Annotated in this window: 10 protein-coding genes; 5 read left to right on the top strand and 5 right to left on the bottom strand. The window is 61.9% G+C overall.

All coding sequences use genetic code 11. From position 1 onward, the window contains the following. Positions 1 to 43: 43 nt before the first annotated feature. The 3 genes from FRT59_RS00110 to FRT59_RS00100 all read left to right on the top strand — a co-directional run bounded on the left by FRT59_RS00110 (position 44) and on the right by FRT59_RS00100 (position 3,872). Positions 44 to 1,363: an OprD family porin gene (locus tag FRT59_RS00110; protein WP_153870113.1), complete on the top strand. Its 1,320-nt coding sequence runs from the start codon at positions 44 to 46 to the stop codon at positions 1,361 to 1,363. Between the two features lie 338 nt (positions 1,364 to 1,701). Next, complete coding sequence (locus tag FRT59_RS00105; protein ID WP_034117953.1) at positions 1,702 to 2,376, top strand: heavy metal response regulator transcription factor; 675 nt, start codon at positions 1,702 to 1,704, stop codon at positions 2,374 to 2,376. Further along, complete coding sequence (locus FRT59_RS00100) at positions 2,373 to 3,872, top strand: heavy metal sensor histidine kinase (RefSeq protein ID WP_153870112.1); 1,500 nt, start codon at positions 2,373 to 2,375, stop codon at positions 3,870 to 3,872. The genes FRT59_RS00105 and FRT59_RS00100 overlap by 4 nt, the downstream gene beginning before the upstream one ends. Here the strand turns inward: FRT59_RS00100 and FRT59_RS00095 are convergent. From FRT59_RS00095 to FRT59_RS00075, 5 genes are all read right to left on the bottom strand, one after another. Further along, positions 3,790 to 6,933: a CusA/CzcA family heavy metal efflux RND transporter gene (locus tag FRT59_RS00095; protein ID WP_153870111.1), complete on the bottom strand. Its 3,144-nt coding sequence runs from the start codon at positions 6,931 to 6,933 to the stop codon at positions 3,790 to 3,792. The two genes, FRT59_RS00100 and FRT59_RS00095, sit on opposite strands and share 83 nt — an antisense overlap. A gap of 17 nt (positions 6,934 to 6,950) precedes the next feature. Next, on the bottom strand, positions 6,951 to 8,057 hold the full coding sequence (locus tag FRT59_RS00090) for an efflux RND transporter periplasmic adaptor subunit (RefSeq protein ID WP_034117950.1): 1,107 nt from the start codon (positions 8,055 to 8,057) through the stop codon (positions 6,951 to 6,953). A gap of 19 nt (positions 8,058 to 8,076) precedes the next feature. Beyond that, entirely contained in the window at positions 8,077 to 9,297 is a 1,221-nt protein-coding gene (locus tag FRT59_RS00085) for a TolC family protein (protein WP_153870110.1), read from the bottom strand. Positions 9,298 to 9,406: 109 nt separating this feature from the next. Beyond that, a complete protein-coding gene (locus tag FRT59_RS00080) occupies positions 9,407 to 10,312 on the bottom strand; it encodes a cation diffusion facilitator family transporter (RefSeq protein WP_153870109.1) in 906 nt (301 codons plus the stop codon). 192 nt (positions 10,313 to 10,504) lie between these two features. After that, on the bottom strand, positions 10,505 to 11,794 hold the full coding sequence (locus tag FRT59_RS00075; RefSeq protein ID WP_034117947.1) for an MFS transporter: 1,290 nt from the start codon (positions 11,792 to 11,794) through the stop codon (positions 10,505 to 10,507). 186 nt (positions 11,795 to 11,980) lie between these two features. Between FRT59_RS00075 and FRT59_RS00070 the strand changes: the two genes are divergently transcribed. Then, complete coding sequence (locus FRT59_RS00070; protein ID WP_034117946.1) at positions 11,981 to 13,399, top strand: short-chain fatty acid transporter; 1,419 nt, start codon at positions 11,981 to 11,983, stop codon at positions 13,397 to 13,399. A gap of 200 nt (positions 13,400 to 13,599) precedes the next feature. Then, entirely contained in the window at positions 13,600 to 15,300 is a 1,701-nt protein-coding gene (locus FRT59_RS00065; RefSeq protein ID WP_153870108.1) for an acid phosphatase, read from the top strand. Positions 15,301 to 15,408 lie beyond the last annotated feature (108 nt).

Genomic DNA, 15,408 nt, shown 5'->3' with positions numbered 1-15,408 from the left:
ACCTCTATAAGAGCTGATAACTGCCATCACCGAGGAGCGCATCATGAGCATTCGTCACTACACCCTTCCCTTTTCACTGATGGCCGCACTGCCCCTGGCTGCGGTGGCCGTGGAAGACAAGCCCGAAGGTTTTATCGAAGGCAGCAGCGTGAACGTGCTGGCGCGCAATTTTTACTTCAACCGCGATGATCGCAAGGGCCAGTCCAGCCCCACCGGCAATGGCTACTCCGAAGCCTGGGCGCAAGGCTTGATCGGCAAGTTCGAATCCGGTTTTACCCAAGGCACCGTGGGGTTTGGCCTGGATGCGTTTGCCATGTACGGCCTCAAGCTTGACTCAGGTACCGGCCGCAGCGGCGGCAAAGGCTCGTTCGGCGTGCTGCCAGTCAACAGCGACAACCAGCCGCAAAGCAGCTACGGCAAAGTCGGCGGCGCGGCGAAACTGCGCGTGTTCGACACGGTGATCAAAGCCGGCGATGTGTTCCCGCTCACTCCCGTGGTGGCGTACGGCGACTCACGCCTGTTGCCGGAAAGCTTTCGCGGCGTCACCGCACAAAACACCAGCCTGGAAGGCCTGAGCCTGCAAGGTGGGCGGCTGAGCGGCATGAGCCAGCCCAGTGAAAGCGGCATGAACAAGGGCTTTGCCACCTTCTATGCGGGCAAGGTCGATTCGCCCTGGGTCGGCTATTTCGGCGGTGACTACCAACTCAACAAACACCTCAGCGTCAGCCTCTACAGCAGCCGCTTGAAGGACGCCTGGGATCAGTACTACTTCGGCAGCGCCGCCAGCTATCCGCTGAACGACGACGTGTCGCTGTTCGGCGATTTCAACTACTACAAGGCCGTGGACGAAGGTAAGAAACTGCTTGGCGAATTCGACAACAACATTTGGAGCGCCAGGCTCGGGGTCAAGGTCGGCGCCCACAGCGTGGCCGTGTCGCACCAGCGCAACAACGGCGACGATGACTTCGATTACCTGCGCCAGTCGGACTCGATCTTTCTCAACAACTCGATCCAGTACAGCGACTTCAACTCGCCCAAGGAGCGTTCATGGATGGTGCGCTACGACCTGGACATGCAGGCGTTCGGCATCCCGGGCCTGTCGTTCATGACCCGCTACGGCAAAGGCACCGGCGCCGACTACAGCAACGCCAACGCGTTGTATATGCGTCGCGATGCAGCGGGTAACCCGCTGACCGATCAACGCCGCTGGGAGCGGGATATCGAGGCCAAGTACGTGGTGCAAGGTGGGCGCTTGAAGGACCTGTCGCTGCGTTTGCGCCAAGCCACAGTACGCTCCAGTGCGTTCGAATCAGACCTGGAAGAAGTTCGCCTGATTGCCGAATATCCACTGGCCGTGCTGTGAAGCTTACATTCGCTCGCGATTAACTAACATCTGTTCACAAATAGCCGGCTATCAAAATTGTAATATTGGCCCCAGCTTCTCGTTAAGTTGAACTTTCTATACTCGCTTCAACTTATTCACCGAGCACATTCATCTCTGAAGCTTTTGTGTAGCTCCTTTGGAAAGAGATGAATTTTTAACGCCCCGCCTGGGGCGTTTTTTTTGCTCGCGGCACCATGCGACCGATGGTCGCAGTTGACCCTAAAGCTACTTCATCGTTCAGACTTTTCCTACTCCCCTGATAACAGCCGCCATAAGGAAATGGGCGCCTTCTCTCCCCAAATTAAGAGGTAACCCCCATGCGTATCCTTGTGGTTGAGGACGAGCAAAAAACCGCTGACTACCTGCAGCAGGGCCTGAACGAAAGTGGCTACGTGGTCGACTGCGCCGCCAATGGTATCGACGGCCTGCACCTGGCTGGGCAGCATGCTTATGAGCTGGTGATTCTCGACGTCAACCTGCCCGGCAAGGATGGCTGGCAAGTGTTGGAACAACTGCGCCGCAACGGTTCCCAGCGCGTGATGATGCTGACCGCCCGTGGCCGGCTGGCTGACAAGATCAAGGGCCTGGACATGGGCGCCGATGATTACCTGGTCAAGCCGTTCGAGTTTCCCGAGCTGTTGGCACGGGTGCGTACGCTGTTGCGGCGCAGCGAACACATCCCGCAGCCGGAAGTGTTCCGCGTATCGGACCTGGAGCTGGACCCGCGCCGCCATCGCGCTTATCGCGGCACCCGGCGCATCGACCTGACCACCAAGGAGTTCGCCCTGCTGCAAGTGCTGATGCGCCAGTCCGGTGAAGTGCTGACCCGCACACAGATTATTTCCCTGGTGTGGGACATGAATTTCGACTGCGACACCAACGTGGTGGAAGTCTCCATCAGCCGCCTGCGGGCCAAGGTGGACGACCAGAGCGAGGTCAAGCTGATCCACACCATTCGCGGCGTGGGCTACGTGCTGGAAGCGCGCCCATGAGAACCAGCAGCCTGTCGATGCGCCTGGGCTTGACCGTCAGCCTGATGGGCGCAGGCCTGGTGTTGCTGCTCGCCACACTGGCCTATCTGGCCCTCACCCATGAGTTGGAAAAGCTGGCGCGCAAGGGCCTGGAAAGCAAGATGGAGCAGATCCAGCACAGCCTGGCCCTGGGCCTCGATGCCCAGGCCATCCGCGCCCGTCCCCATTCACTATTGGACCTGGTCATCGGCCATGACAATTTCTACCTGACCATCGTCGGTACCGCCCCCAATGACAGCGTGCTACTCAACATCGGCGCCAAGCCCCAAGAGCCGTTGCTCACTGACTTCAGGCCACGGGAAACCCTCGGCTACCTGAACTGGACCGACAACAACGGCAACCAGGTGCTCAGCGCCTCCAGCCTGATGCGCCTGGCCAGCGGTGAACGCGTGCGGGTGCTGCTGTCCCTGGACCGCATGGACGACCAGGCGCTGCTCAGCGCCTACCTGCGCGCCACGCTGATTGCGCTGCCGCTGCTGTTGATCCTGATCGGCATGGGCGCCTGGTGGCTGGTGCAACGTGGCTTGGCACCGTTGAAGCAGTTCAGCCAGGTGGCGGCGAAAGTCACCACCCAGGACCTGACTCATCGTTTGTCCGTCGACAACTTGCCCCTCGAACTGGGTGAACTCGCCCAAGGCTTCAACGTGATGCTCAACCGCCTGGATGCCGGAGTGCAGCAACTCTCGCAATTCTCCGATGACCTGGCCCACGAATTGCGCGCGCCTCTGACCAACCTGATGGGCAAGGCCCAACTGACCCTGTCGCGCCAGAGGCCGCCTGAAGAATATAAGGCGGTGCTGGAATCCAGCACCGAAGAGCTCGAACGCCTGGCGCGTATCGTCAGCGACATGTTGTTCCTGGCCCAGGTCAGCCATCCGGCGGCACGGGCCTCATTCACCGAAGTGTGCCTGGCACAAGAAGCCCAGCGGGTGATGGAGCTGTTTGCCCTGAGTGCCGAAGACAAACAGGTCACCCTGAGCCTGCGCGGCGATGCCTGGGTGACCGGCGATCGCCTGATGATCCAGCGGGCGATTTCCAATTTGCTCTCCAATGCCATTCGCCATACGCCTGAAGGCTCAACCGTGTTGCTGTTGGTGGAGACCTACGGCGAGAGCGTGTCGCTGTCAGTGGGCAACCCGGGGCGTGGCATCGAAGCGCACCACCTGGCGCACCTGTTCGAACGCTTCTACCGCGCCGACAGCAGCCGCACCCGTGCAGAGGGTGGCACCGGGTTGGGGTTGGCTATCGTCAAGTCGATCATGCATTTGCACCAAGGGCACGCTCATGTCACCAGCCAGCTCGGGCGTTTCACGCGGTTCAGCCTGGCCTTTCCCCTGAAGCCAACACCGGTCCAATGTGGTGCATTCAAGGTTGTCAGGCAGGCTCTTCTTCACGGCGATGAGCCCACTGATACAACGCCGGTAGCACCAGCAGTGTCAGCAATGTCGATGAAATAATCCCGCCAATCACCACCGTCGCCAACGGGCGTTGTACTTCGGCGCCGGTGCCGGTGGCGAGCGCCATGGGGATAAAGCCGAGGGAGGCCACCAACGCGGTCATCAGCACCGGGCGCAAACGGGTCAGCGCGCCTTCGTGGATCGCCACCGATAACGAGCGGCCTTCCTCGCGCAGGTTGCGGATAAAGGCGATCATCACCAGGCCGTTCAGCACCGCCACACCGGACAACGCGATAAACCCCACCCCCGCCGAAATCGACAGCGGAATATCCCGCAGCCACAGCGCCATGATCCCACCGGTCAGCGCGAACGGAATCCCGGTAAACACCAACAAGCCGTCCTTGAGGCTGTTGAACATCATGAACAGCAACCCGAACACCAGCAGCAACGCCACCGGCACCACGATGCGCAGGCGCTCGGAGGCCTCTTTGAGTTGTTCGAACTGGCCGCCCCAAGTGGTCCAGTAACCGGCAGGCACTTTCACCTGGCTGAGGATGGCGGCTTCGGCATCCTCCACAAACGAGCCGATATCACGCCCACGTACGTTGGCGCTGACGATCACCAGACGCTTGCCGTTCTCGCGGCTGATCTGGTTGGGGCCCAGCACCAGGTCGAGGCTGGCGACCTGGGACAAGGCGATAAAGCCCAGTTGCCCAGACGTGTTGCTGGCCAGCGCCGGCACCGGAATCAACAGCCGTGACAAGCCTTCGATATCCGTGCGCAGCGCGTCGGACAAACGCACGACCATGTCGAAGCGCCGATCACCTTCGTACAACGTACCGGCCTGTCGCCCACCGACGGCAACGGAAATGGTGTCCTGCACATCGCCCACATTCAGGCCAAAACGGGCCGCCTTGTCGCGGTCGATATTGATGGTCAGCACCGGCAGCCCGGAGGTCTGCTCCACTTTCACTTCCGAGGCACCGTCGAGCTTCTGCAAGGTCTCGGCGATTTCCGCGGCGGTGGTGTTGAGCACCGCCATGTCATCGCCAAACACCTTCACGGCCACATCGCTGCGCACCCCGGAAATCAGTTCGTTGAAGCGCAGCTGAATCGGTTGCGACAGCTCGTACGCGCTGCCCGGCACTATCGCACTGGCCCGTTGGATATCGGCAATGATGGCCTCGCGGGACTTCTTCGGATCGGGCCATTGGTCCTTGGGTTTGAGCATCACGTAGCTGTCGGAGATGTTCGGCGGCATCGGGTCGGAGGCAATTTCCGCCGTACCGGTGCGCGCAAACACCCGCTCGATTTCCGGCACCTCGGCCAGCAAGGTTTTTTCCAGTTGCTGCTGCATCTGCACCGATTGCGTCAGACTGGTGCCAGGTACACGCAGTGCCTGCTGGGCAAAGTCGCCCTCACTGAGGCTGGGGATAAATTCGCTGCCCATGCGGCTGGCGACAGCGCCCGACACGACGATGGTCAGCAGCGCCAGGCCGAACACCAGCGGGCGGCGCGTCATCACCCAATTGAGCACCGGGTCATACACCCGGCGCGCACTGCGCATGACCAGGTTTTCTTCTTCCTTGACCTTGCCGGTGACGAACAACGCAATCGCCGCCGGTACGAAGGTGACTGACAGAATCATCGCGCCGAGCAAGGCGATGACCACCGTGAAGGCCATCGGGTGGAACATCTTCCCGGCCACGCCGGTAAGGGCAAAGATCGGCAGGTACACCACCATGATGATCAGTTGCCCGAAGATCAGCGCCCGTCGCGCTTCTTTGGCCGCGGCAAAGACTTCGTGCAGGCGCTCACTGCGGGTCAGCAGGCGGCCATGGCGCTGCTGTGCATGGGCCAGGCGGCGGATGGCGTTCTCGACGATCACCACCGCGCCGTCGACGATAATGCCGAAGTCCAACGCGCCGAGGCTCATCAGGTTGGCGCTGACTTTGTTGGTAAACATGCCGGTAAAGGTGAACAGCATCGCCAGCGGAATCACCATCGCAGTGATCAGCGCCGCACGAATATTGCCGAGGAACAGGAATAGCACTGCAACGACCAGCAACGCGCCTTCGAAGAGGTTTTTCTTCACCGTGGCGATGGCTTTTTCCACCAGGTTGGTGCGGTCGTAGACGGTGACCGCCACAACGCCTTCGGGCAGGGTGCGGTTGATCTCCTCGAGCTTTTTCGCCACCGCCTGGGACACGCTGCGGCTGTTCTCGCCAATCAACATGAACACCGTGCCCAGCACCACTTCACGACCGTTTTCGGTGGCAGCACCCGTGCGCAGTTCACGACCGATGTCGACCTGGGCCACATTGCGTACGCGGATCGGCGTGCCGTCCGAGGTGGTGATGACGATGTTGGCGATGTCGTCGATAGACGCCACTTGCCCCGGCGCACGGATCAACAACTGCTCGCCGCTGCGCTCGATATAACCGGCGCCGACGTTGGCGTTGTTGCGCTCCAGCGCTGTGACCAGGTCATTGAGCGTCAGGTTGTAGGCGGCCAGGCGCTTGGGGTCTGGCGCAATCTGGTATTCCTTGGCGAAGCCGCCGATTGTATTGATCTCGGCTACGCCCGGCACGTTGCGCAGTTGCGGTTTGATGATCCAGTCCTGGATCACCCGCAAGTCAGTCGGTGTGTACGGCGTGCCGTCGTCTTTGCGAGCACCGTCCTCGGCCTCAACGGTCCACAGGAAAATCTCCCCGAGGCCGGTGGAAATCGGCCCCATCGCGGTTTCGATGCCATCGGGCAATTGCCCGCGGGCTACTTGCAGGCGCTCGTTGACCAGTTGGCGAGCGAAGAACAGGTCGGTGCCGTCCTTGAAAATCACCGTGACCTGGGACAAGCCGGACCGCGACAACGAGCGCGTTTGCTGCAGGCCGGGCAGACCGGCCATGGCGGTTTCAATGGGAAAGGTGATGCGCTGCTCGGTTTCCAACGGCGAGAAGCCGGCCGCTGCCGAGTTGATCTGCACCTGCACGTTGGTGATATCAGGCACCGCGTCGATGGGCAGTTTCTGATAGCTGGCGATGCCGATACCGGCCATCAACAGCACCGCCAGCAGCACGATGATGCGCTGCTCGATGGCGAATTGGATAAGGCGCTCAAACATGGGAAATCACTCGCAGATCAATGGGCGTGTTCGGCCGAGCCTTTGCCCAGTTCGGACTTGAGGATGAAGCTGCCAACTGTCGCCACCTGCGCGCCGGCCTCCAGGCCTTTGCGCACTTCGACGTAGCCGTTTTCACTGACACCCAGTTCAAGATGGCGAGTGACAAAACCGTCTGCGGTGCGCACGAACACCGAGGGTTTGTCCTCGACGGTCTGGATCGCGGCTTGCGGCACGGTGACCTTGGCCTGGTAGGTATCGGTGGCCACTTGTACGGCCACGAACAAGCCTGGGCGCCAGGCGTCGTCGGGGTTGGGTACCGTCACGCGGACGGTGGCGGTGCGCGTCTGCTCACCGAGCAAGTTGCCGACATACGCCACGGTGCCCAGCACTTCGGTGCCCATTTCCGTCGAGCTGACTTTCACCGGTTTGCCCACGCGAACCTTGTTCAAGTCCTTGGGAAATACGCCGAAGGTGACCCACACCTGGGACAAGTCCGAGAGCGTGAACGCGTTGCTGGTTTCACTGACCACCTCGCCCACGCCCAAGTGTTTTTCCACCACCACCCCGGCGAACGGCGCACGCAGCTCATAGCGATTGCCACCGGCCAACACCGCGCTGCCGCTGAGGGCGGTCATCTTTTGCCGGGCATTGTTCAAGGCGATTTCGGCTTCTTGCAGGGTTTGCCGCGCCAGCAGGTAATCCTGCTCGGCGGAGATTTTGTCCTGCCACAACTGGCGCTCGCGCTGGAAGGTGGTGCGCGCCAGCTCGACCCGGCGCTCGCTGGCCGCCAGCTCACTGCGCTGGTCCGAAATCTGCTGGCTGGCGATCACCGCCAATAGCTCACCCTTCTTCACCGACTGGCCAAGATTGACTTTCACCGCCTCCACCACACCTGCGGCGCGGGGCACGATATGAGAGGTGCGGTCTTCATCGAAGCGCACCTCGCCCGGCAGCGTCAGCACGGTGCTGATCGAACGCGGTTGAGCCTGGGCCAGTTGGATGCCGGCGGCCTGGATCTGTTGCTCAGTGAGTTCGAGGTGGCCTTCTTCTTCGTCGGCGTGGGCGAAGCCGGACAGCATCAGGCCCAAGGCGACGGCGAACGCCATGCCATGTTTTTTATTCATCAGGAGACTCCAGGAAAAATCAAAGCCGGGCGAGGTCGCCGTAAATTCGTTCGATGCGTACCCAGGCGTCGGTGGCCTGGGCGGTCGCCGTGAGGTACTGGGTGCGGGCCGCGATCAACGTGCGCTGGGCGTCGAGCACATCGAGGAAGTTGAACTTGCCCATCTCGAAACCACGGGTGGCGCTGTCGACCGCACTTTGTGCGGCGGGCAGGATCTGCTGGTTGAACGCGCGCACTTCGGTATTCGCCGTTTGCCACAGGTCCAGGGCCTGGCGGGTTTCGGTGCGCAGGCGCAGCTCGGCAGCGTTGCGCAGATCGCGGGCCTGGTCGGTGCGCCGGCTGGCGGCCAGGATGTTGCCCTGGTTGCGGTTGAATAACGGGATCGGCATCGACACACCCACCAGGTTGACTCGCTCGCGCACGCTGGCGTCGTACTGGCTGCCGATGGACACATCCAGGTCCGGAATGCGCTGGGCTTTTTCCAGGCCCACGCTGGCTTCGTTTTGCACGATATTCAGTTCGGCCAGGCGTAGCTCGGCGGTCTGCTCAAGACGCGCCAGCAATTGCGCGGCGGCGGGTAACGCGGGTACGGAGGTGTTTTGCGTGGCGACCGCCTGGAAGTCGGTGGCGGCGCTGCCGGTGCTGGCGGCCAGGCGGCGGTAGGCATCGGCCTGGCCAATGTGTGCGCGATTCAACTCCAGGCGGATTTCCGACACCTGCACCTGGGCGCGGGTGGCTTCCACCGGTGATGACTTGCCAGCGGTGACACGCCCGTTGGCGACCACCAGGCCGCGTTCGGCCAAGGCCATTGAGCGTTGCGCCAGGTCGAGGCGCTCCTGGGCGCGCAGGGCGCCGTAATAGCTGTCGATCACCTCGGCACGCAGGACGTTGCGGCGCTGCTCCAGGGTCAATGCGGCGGCGTCCTGGGCGCGGGTAGCGACCTCGATGCGCGCACCGCGTTTGCCACCCAGTTCCAGGGTCTGGCTGAGTTTGATGCTGGTGGTGCGGCTGTTGCGGCGGGTGTCTTCGGCGTCCCAGGAGGCCACCGGGTTGGGAATCAAACCGGCCTGCTGGCGACCGCCTTGGGCGATGTCGATTTCCCATTGCGCGGCCGCCAGACCCGGGTTGTTGGCGAAGGCGGCTTGCAACGCTGCATCGAGGGTAAGGGGTTGTGCCTGGGCGGCGTTTGCGGCTACCCACAACGCCGCCGCGCTCAACAGTGTTCTAACGGAAATTGCCATAACGAGAGTTCCACGCCCATGAAGTCGCTGAGGTTTCCCAGCGGGGGCAATGTAGCTTTCGGTACTTATCAGGGCCGTGGGTGGAAGATTACAAATCCGTTAGCCAGGCTCAGGCATGCACCTCGTCGTGGTCGTCATGCTGGAAACCTTCGCCTTCGACCTGGATCGTGGCGTGGGAAATATCGAATTGTTCGTGCAGCAATTCCGTCACTCGACTGAGGATTTGTTGCTCGCTGCCTTGGGACGCATCCGCGACCAAATGCGTACTCAGCACGTTCTTGCCGCTGGTGAGGGCCCAGATGTGCAGGTCGTGCACGTCCTTCACCCCGGGCACACTGCGGATGCCCTGCTCCACCTGCTCGATATCAACACTCTCCGGCACACCTTGCAGCAGTATGTTCATGCTGGCCTTGAGCAGCGTCCAAGTGCGCGGCAGTACCCAGAACCCGATGGCGGCCGCAACCACGGAATCGATCAAACCCCAGCCGGTGAACATGATCACCACCGCCGCGATGATCACGCCGACAGAGCCGAGCATGTCACTCCAGACTTCCAGGTAAGCACCCTTGACGTTGAGGCTCTCGCCACTGGCCGCGCTGAGCAGGCGCATGGAAATCAGGTTGACGATCAACCCCAGCAGCGCAATCACCAGCATGCCGGTGGACTGGATCTCGGCGGGCGCCTGCAGCCGCTGGTAAGCCTCGTACAAAATGTAGAACGCCACGGCGAACAGCAGCAGCGCGTTGAAGGCTGCCGCGAGAATCTCGAACCGCGCATAGCCGAAAGTGCGCTTGCGATCCGCCGGGCGCTTGGCGACCTGGATCGCCACCAGGGAAATCGCCAGCGCCAGGGCGTCAGTCATCATGTGCGCGGCGTCGGACAACAGCGCCAGGCTGCCGGTGACAAAGGCGCCGATAACTTCGGCAATCATGAAGCTGCCGGTCAGCCCCAGGGCGATCCATAACTTGCGTTCGTGGCCGGCGCGTACTTGGGCGTGGCTGTGTCCTGCGCTCATGAAATGTCCTCGTGGGTTGGGATGGGGCGGATCATAGAGCTATAGGCCAGATCCATTGGCATGGTTTGCAAAATTGTCATCCGCGCGCCAGTGCGTCGTTACTTTCAAGCGCACCAAATTGCCCATGAGACGATTGTCTCGGTGGTCGGGCTGGCGGGCACCTTGGTGCTCTGGCACTTCTTGACCTGATCTTCAGGCGGCCAAAGTGTGGCGTTTGCCAAACAACGCCACACTCGCCACCCCTACCGCGCCCATCACCACGCAATACCCCACGCAGATCCACGGGCTGGTCGGCATCAGCGCGATCAACAGCAACGGTGTGGTACTCGCCCACAGCGCATAGGCGATGTTGTAGGTAAAGGAAATCCCCGACACCCGCACCTGCGCCGGGAACAGCCCGACCATCACCGACGGTACCGCGCCCACCACGCCGCAGCTCAAACCCGCTACAGCGTATGCCGCGCCCAGCCACACGCCGCCACTGATCAGGCTGGCATACAGAATGAAAATCCCCAGCGGCAGCAGCAGGCTGTACACCAACACCGCGCGCCAGGCGCCGATGCGATCCACCAGCAGGCCGGCAAGGACGCAGCCGATATTCAGGAAGACGATGCCCAACGCGCTCAGGGCGAAGGTGTGGCTGGGGCTCATGCCGAAGGTTTTCTGCATCATGGTCGGGGTGATGACCACCAGTACCACGACGGCCGAGGTGAGCACGCAGGTGAGGATCATTGCCGGCAGCAGCACGGCGCGATGGTCGCGTAGCACGGTGCGCAGCGGCATTTCGGCTGCCGCCTGGCGGCGCGCCTGCATTTCGAGGAACACTGGGGTTTCGCTGAGCCAGCGGCGCAGCCAGACGCCGATCACGCCGAATACGCCGCCGAGCAAGAAAGGGAAACGCCAGGCGTAGTCGAGGATTTCGGCGGGGGTGAAGACTTGCGCCAGCAAGGTGGCGGTCAGTGCGCCCAGCAGGTAGCCAAAGGTCAGGCCGGCTTGCAGGAAACCCAAGGCGTAGCCGCGGTGGTGGCGCGGCGCGTGCTCGGCGACGAAGGTCCAGGCGCTGGGCACTTCGCCGCCCACCGCTGCGCCTTGAAGCACGCGCAGTGCCAGCAGGATCAGCGGAGCGAAATAGCCGATTTGCGCATAGGTCGGCATGATGCCGATCAGCAAGCATGGCAAGGCCATCATCAGGATGCTCAGGCTGAACACGCGCTTGCGTCCCAGGTGGTCGGCAAAGTGCGCCATCAGGATGCCGCCCAGCGGGCGGGCGAGGTAGCCGGTGACGAAGATGCCGAAGCTTTGCAGCAGGCGCAGCCACTCGGGCATTTCCGGGGGGAAGAACAGTTGGCTGAGGGTCAGCGCAAAGAACACGAAGATAATGAAGTCGTAGATTTCCAGGGCTCCACCGAGAGCGGCCAGGCCCAGGGTTTTGTAGTCGGAGCGGGAAAAACGCTGCGCCCGTGGGGAAAAGGTGGCAGTCATGTGCAGGCTCGGCAGGCAAACAAAATGGCGTGCAGGTTATGAGCTGAGCCCAGTGATGGCAATCGCGACGGATATATTTGTTTTACTCATCGATCGTTGAAGATAACTGGATTCCCAAATCAATGGGTGTAGAGGAATATCCCGTAAAACTGCCAAAACCCATAATAAATACAAGAGGAAAGCTTCATGGCCGATGCTATCGAAGACAGCCGCTATGCCCGGTTTGCGCTGCGTTGCTCCAACTTTGCAGAGCGCTGGTTTCCGGACTCCTGGGTGTTCGCCGCCCTCGCCGTGATCATCGTCGCCGTGGCGACCCTGGGCATGGGCGCCGCGCCGGCCGAAGCGGCCAAGGCGTTTGGCGACGGGTTCTGGAGCCTGATCCCGTTCACCATGCAGATGGCTTTTGTGGTGATCGGTGGTTATGTGGTCGCCAGCTCCCCGCCCGCGGTGAAGTTGATCGACCGCCTGGCACGCATCCCCAAGAATGGCCGCTCGGCGGTGGCCTGGGTCGCGTTGATCTCCATGGTGGCTTCGTTGCTTAACTGGGGCCTGTCCCTGGTGTTCGGCGGTTTGCTGGTGCGGGCGCTGGCCCGCCGCACGGATCTACGCATGGACTACCGCGCCGCCGGCGCTGCGGCGTACCTGGGCCTGGGTGCCGTCTGGGCGCTGGGGCTGTCGTCGTCGGCCGCGCAGTTGCAGGCCAACCCGGCCAGCTTGCCGCCGTCGATCCTGTCGATCACCGGGATGATCCCATTCACCGAGACCATCTTCCTGTGGCAATCCGGCGTACTGTTGCTGGCGCTGATCGTGGTGTCGCTGATCATCGCCTACGCCACCGCGCCCGGCCCCAACAGCGCCCGTGATGCCAAGGCCTGTGGCGTCGACCCGGCCTTCAACCTGCCCAAGCCGCAACCACCGGCGCGCCCAGGTGAATGGCTGGAACACAGCCCGTTACTGACGATTTTGCTGGCATTGCTGGCGGCCGGCTGGCTGTTCCATGAGTTCTCGACCAAGCCGGCGATCAGCGCCATTTCGGGGCTCAACACCTATAACTTCCTGTTCATCATGGTCGGCGCCCTGCTGCACTGGCGCCCGCGCAGCTTCCTCGATGCGGTGGCCCGTGCCGTGCCGACCACCACCGGCGTGCTGATCCAGTTCCCGCTGTACGGCTCGATTGCGGCGTTGATGACCGTGGTCAAGGGCGGCGACGGCCAGACCCTGGCGCACCATATCTCGACGTTCTTCACCTCCATCGCTTCCCACGACACTTACGCGCTGCTGATGGGTGTGTACTCGGCGGTGCTGGGTTTCTTCATCCCATCGGGTGGCGGCAAGTGGATCATCGAAGCGCCCTACGTGATGCAAGTGGCCAATGACCTGCAATACCACCTGGGCTGGGCGGTGCAGATCTACAACGCGGCCGAGGCGCTGCCGAACCTGATCAACCCGTTCTATATGCTGCCGCTGCTGGGCGTGTTGGGGTTGAAGGCACGGGATTTGATCGGGTTCTCGTTTGTGCAGTTGCTGGTGCACACGCCGCTGGTGTTGTTTTTGTTGTGGGCGTTGGGGACGACGTTGGCTTATTTGCCGCCGGTTATGCCATAACGCGGTCAGTGTGGGAGCGGGCTTGCTCGCGAATGCGGACTGTCAGTCAACGGATTCATTAACTGATCCACCGCATTCGCGAGCAAGCCCGCTCCCACAGTTTGTTTTGTAGCGCCCTCAGGCCTGTCTTCGTTCCGTCACATTCCATTGCTACCGTCCTGCGAAATATCTTGCAACATCTCGCCAAGGACTCCTCCGCAATGAGTGACGAGCACGAAGACCGCCCCGCCCCCGATTCCGCCATCCAACCGCCGGTAGACACCAGCCGCCGGCGCTTCCTCGGCGGGGCGGCGGTGTTGGGGGTCGGTGCGACCTTGAGTGCCTGCGGCAATACCAGCGAAGCACCGAGCCCACCGGTGGCGCGGCCGCTCACGCCGCAGGAACTGGACAAGGCGTTGCACGACCAGGTGAAGACCGTGGTGGTGATCTATGCCGAGAACCGCAGCTTCAATAATCTGTTCGCCGATTTCCCCGGGTTGGAGAAACCCCTGTCAGCCTTAACCGCCACTGACGCCCAGCAGCGCGACCGCGACGGCAGCGTAATGACCAGCCTGCCTCCGACCTGGGGCGGTGTGTTGCAGGTCGGCCCGCAAACCGTGGATGGGGTGACCTACCCCAGCGAGGTGCAATTCCAGCAGAACCTGCCCAACGCACCGTTCGCACTCAAGGGCCCAAATGCCGAAGACCTGCCGCTGAGCCTGGTGACCCGCGACCTGTGGCACGTGTTTTACCAGAACCAGATGCAGATCAACGGCGGCAAGAACGATGGGTTTGTCGCCTGGGGTGACTCCGGTGGCCTGGTGATGGGCCATTACGCCCAGAGCCGTTATTCCCTGCGCCTGTGGGACGTGGCCAACGAGTTTGTGCTCTGCGATAACTTTTTCCAGGGCGCATTTGGTGGTTCGTTCCTTAATCACCATTACTTGATCAGCGCCACGGCGCCGTTTTATCCCAATGCCGCGCAGTCGGTGGCCAAGGCGCAGATCGCCACGCTGCAAAGCGATGACCCCACCGACACACGCCTCAAGCCTTTGGACAAGTCGCCGGCCAGCGCCATGACCGGCCCGCCGCAGTTCGGGCCTAGCGCGCTGACGCCGGATGGTTACGGCGTGAACACCCTGGCCCCACCTTATTGGCCCACCTGGATTCGCGACCCAGAAAACCCGGATTATTCCAAACCGGACCTGCCCAACGTACTGGTGCCGCAAACCCACGAACATATTGGCGACAAGCTGTCGAAAAAGAACATCGACTGGGCCTGGTACGCCGGCGCGTGGCAAGCCACCCTGGAGCAGTTCAAGGACTCCGGCGGTATCCCCAAGATTCCGAACTTCCAGTACCACCACCAGCCGTTCAACTACTTCAAGCAGCAAGGGCCGCAAAACCGTGTGGAGCGTGATAAGCGCCTGCGCGATGGCGGCCTGGGCGATGAGTCGACCACCAACAAGTTTTTCGCCGACGCCCAGGCCGGCAAGCTGCCTGCGGTGAGTTTCTACAAACCTCAGGGCAACCTGAACATGCACGCCGGTTACGCCGATGTGGCCTCGGGCGACCGCCATATCGCCCGCGCCTTGAAGGTGCTGCAAGAAAGCCCGCAGTGGAAAAACATGGTGGTGGTGGTCACCGTCGATGAAAACGGCGGTTGGTGGGACCACGTTGCACCGCCCAAAGGCGATCGCTGGGGCCCGGGCACGCGGATCCCGGCCCTGGTGGTGTCGCCGTTCGCACGCAAAGGCACCGTTGACCATACGGTGTACGACACCGCATCGATCCTGCGGTTGATCACCCGGGTGTTCCAGTTGGAGACCCTGGACGGCCTCAAGCAGCGCGATGACGCGATGATTTCCCGCGGCCAGAAGCCCATGGGCGATCTGAGCAACGCCTTGCAGTTCAACCTGTAGGAGGCTTATCCAATAACGACATGCCTGGCGATTTAACACGCGGTTTTCCTGGCCAGCCGCTACTGTGTGCAGGTGGGCTTTTATCCCGCGCAGACGGGCTTCGCTGAC

Origin of the sequence: Pseudomonas haemolytica (assembly GCF_009659625.1) — a bacterium.
GTDB classification, from domain to species: Bacteria; Pseudomonadota; Gammaproteobacteria; order Pseudomonadales; family Pseudomonadaceae; genus Aquipseudomonas; species Aquipseudomonas haemolytica.
Note: the sequence above shows the minus strand (reverse complement) of the source record. Positions and strands in the feature narration are given on the sequence as shown.

Bases quoted from the DNA above. Each gene is read 5' to 3' on its own strand.
- FRT59_RS00110 (WP_153870113.1), top strand. From the start codon at position 44: ATGAGCATTCGTCACTACACCCTTCCCTTTTCACTGATGGCCGCACTG.
- FRT59_RS00070 (WP_034117946.1), top strand. From the start codon at position 11,981: ATGGCCGATGCTATCGAAGACAGCCGCTATGCCCGGTTTGCGCTGCGT.
- FRT59_RS00095 (WP_153870111.1), bottom strand. From the start codon at position 6,933: ATGTTTGAGCGCCTTATCCAATTCGCCATCGAGCAGCGCATCATCGTG.
- FRT59_RS00100 (WP_153870112.1), top strand. From the start codon at position 2,373: ATGAGAACCAGCAGCCTGTCGATGCGCCTGGGCTTGACCGTCAGCCTG.
- FRT59_RS00080 (WP_153870109.1), bottom strand. From the start codon at position 10,312: ATGAGCGCAGGACACAGCCACGCCCAAGTACGCGCCGGCCACGAACGC.
- FRT59_RS00090 (WP_034117950.1), bottom strand. From the start codon at position 8,057: ATGAATAAAAAACATGGCATGGCGTTCGCCGTCGCCTTGGGCCTGATG.
- FRT59_RS00075 (WP_034117947.1), bottom strand. From the start codon at position 11,794: ATGACTGCCACCTTTTCCCCACGGGCGCAGCGTTTTTCCCGCTCCGAC.
- FRT59_RS00065 (WP_153870108.1), top strand. From the start codon at position 13,600: ATGAGTGACGAGCACGAAGACCGCCCCGCCCCCGATTCCGCCATCCAA.
- FRT59_RS00085 (WP_153870110.1), bottom strand. From the start codon at position 9,297: ATGGCAATTTCCGTTAGAACACTGTTGAGCGCGGCGGCGTTGTGGGTA.
- FRT59_RS00105 (WP_034117953.1), top strand. From the start codon at position 1,702: ATGCGTATCCTTGTGGTTGAGGACGAGCAAAAAACCGCTGACTACCTG.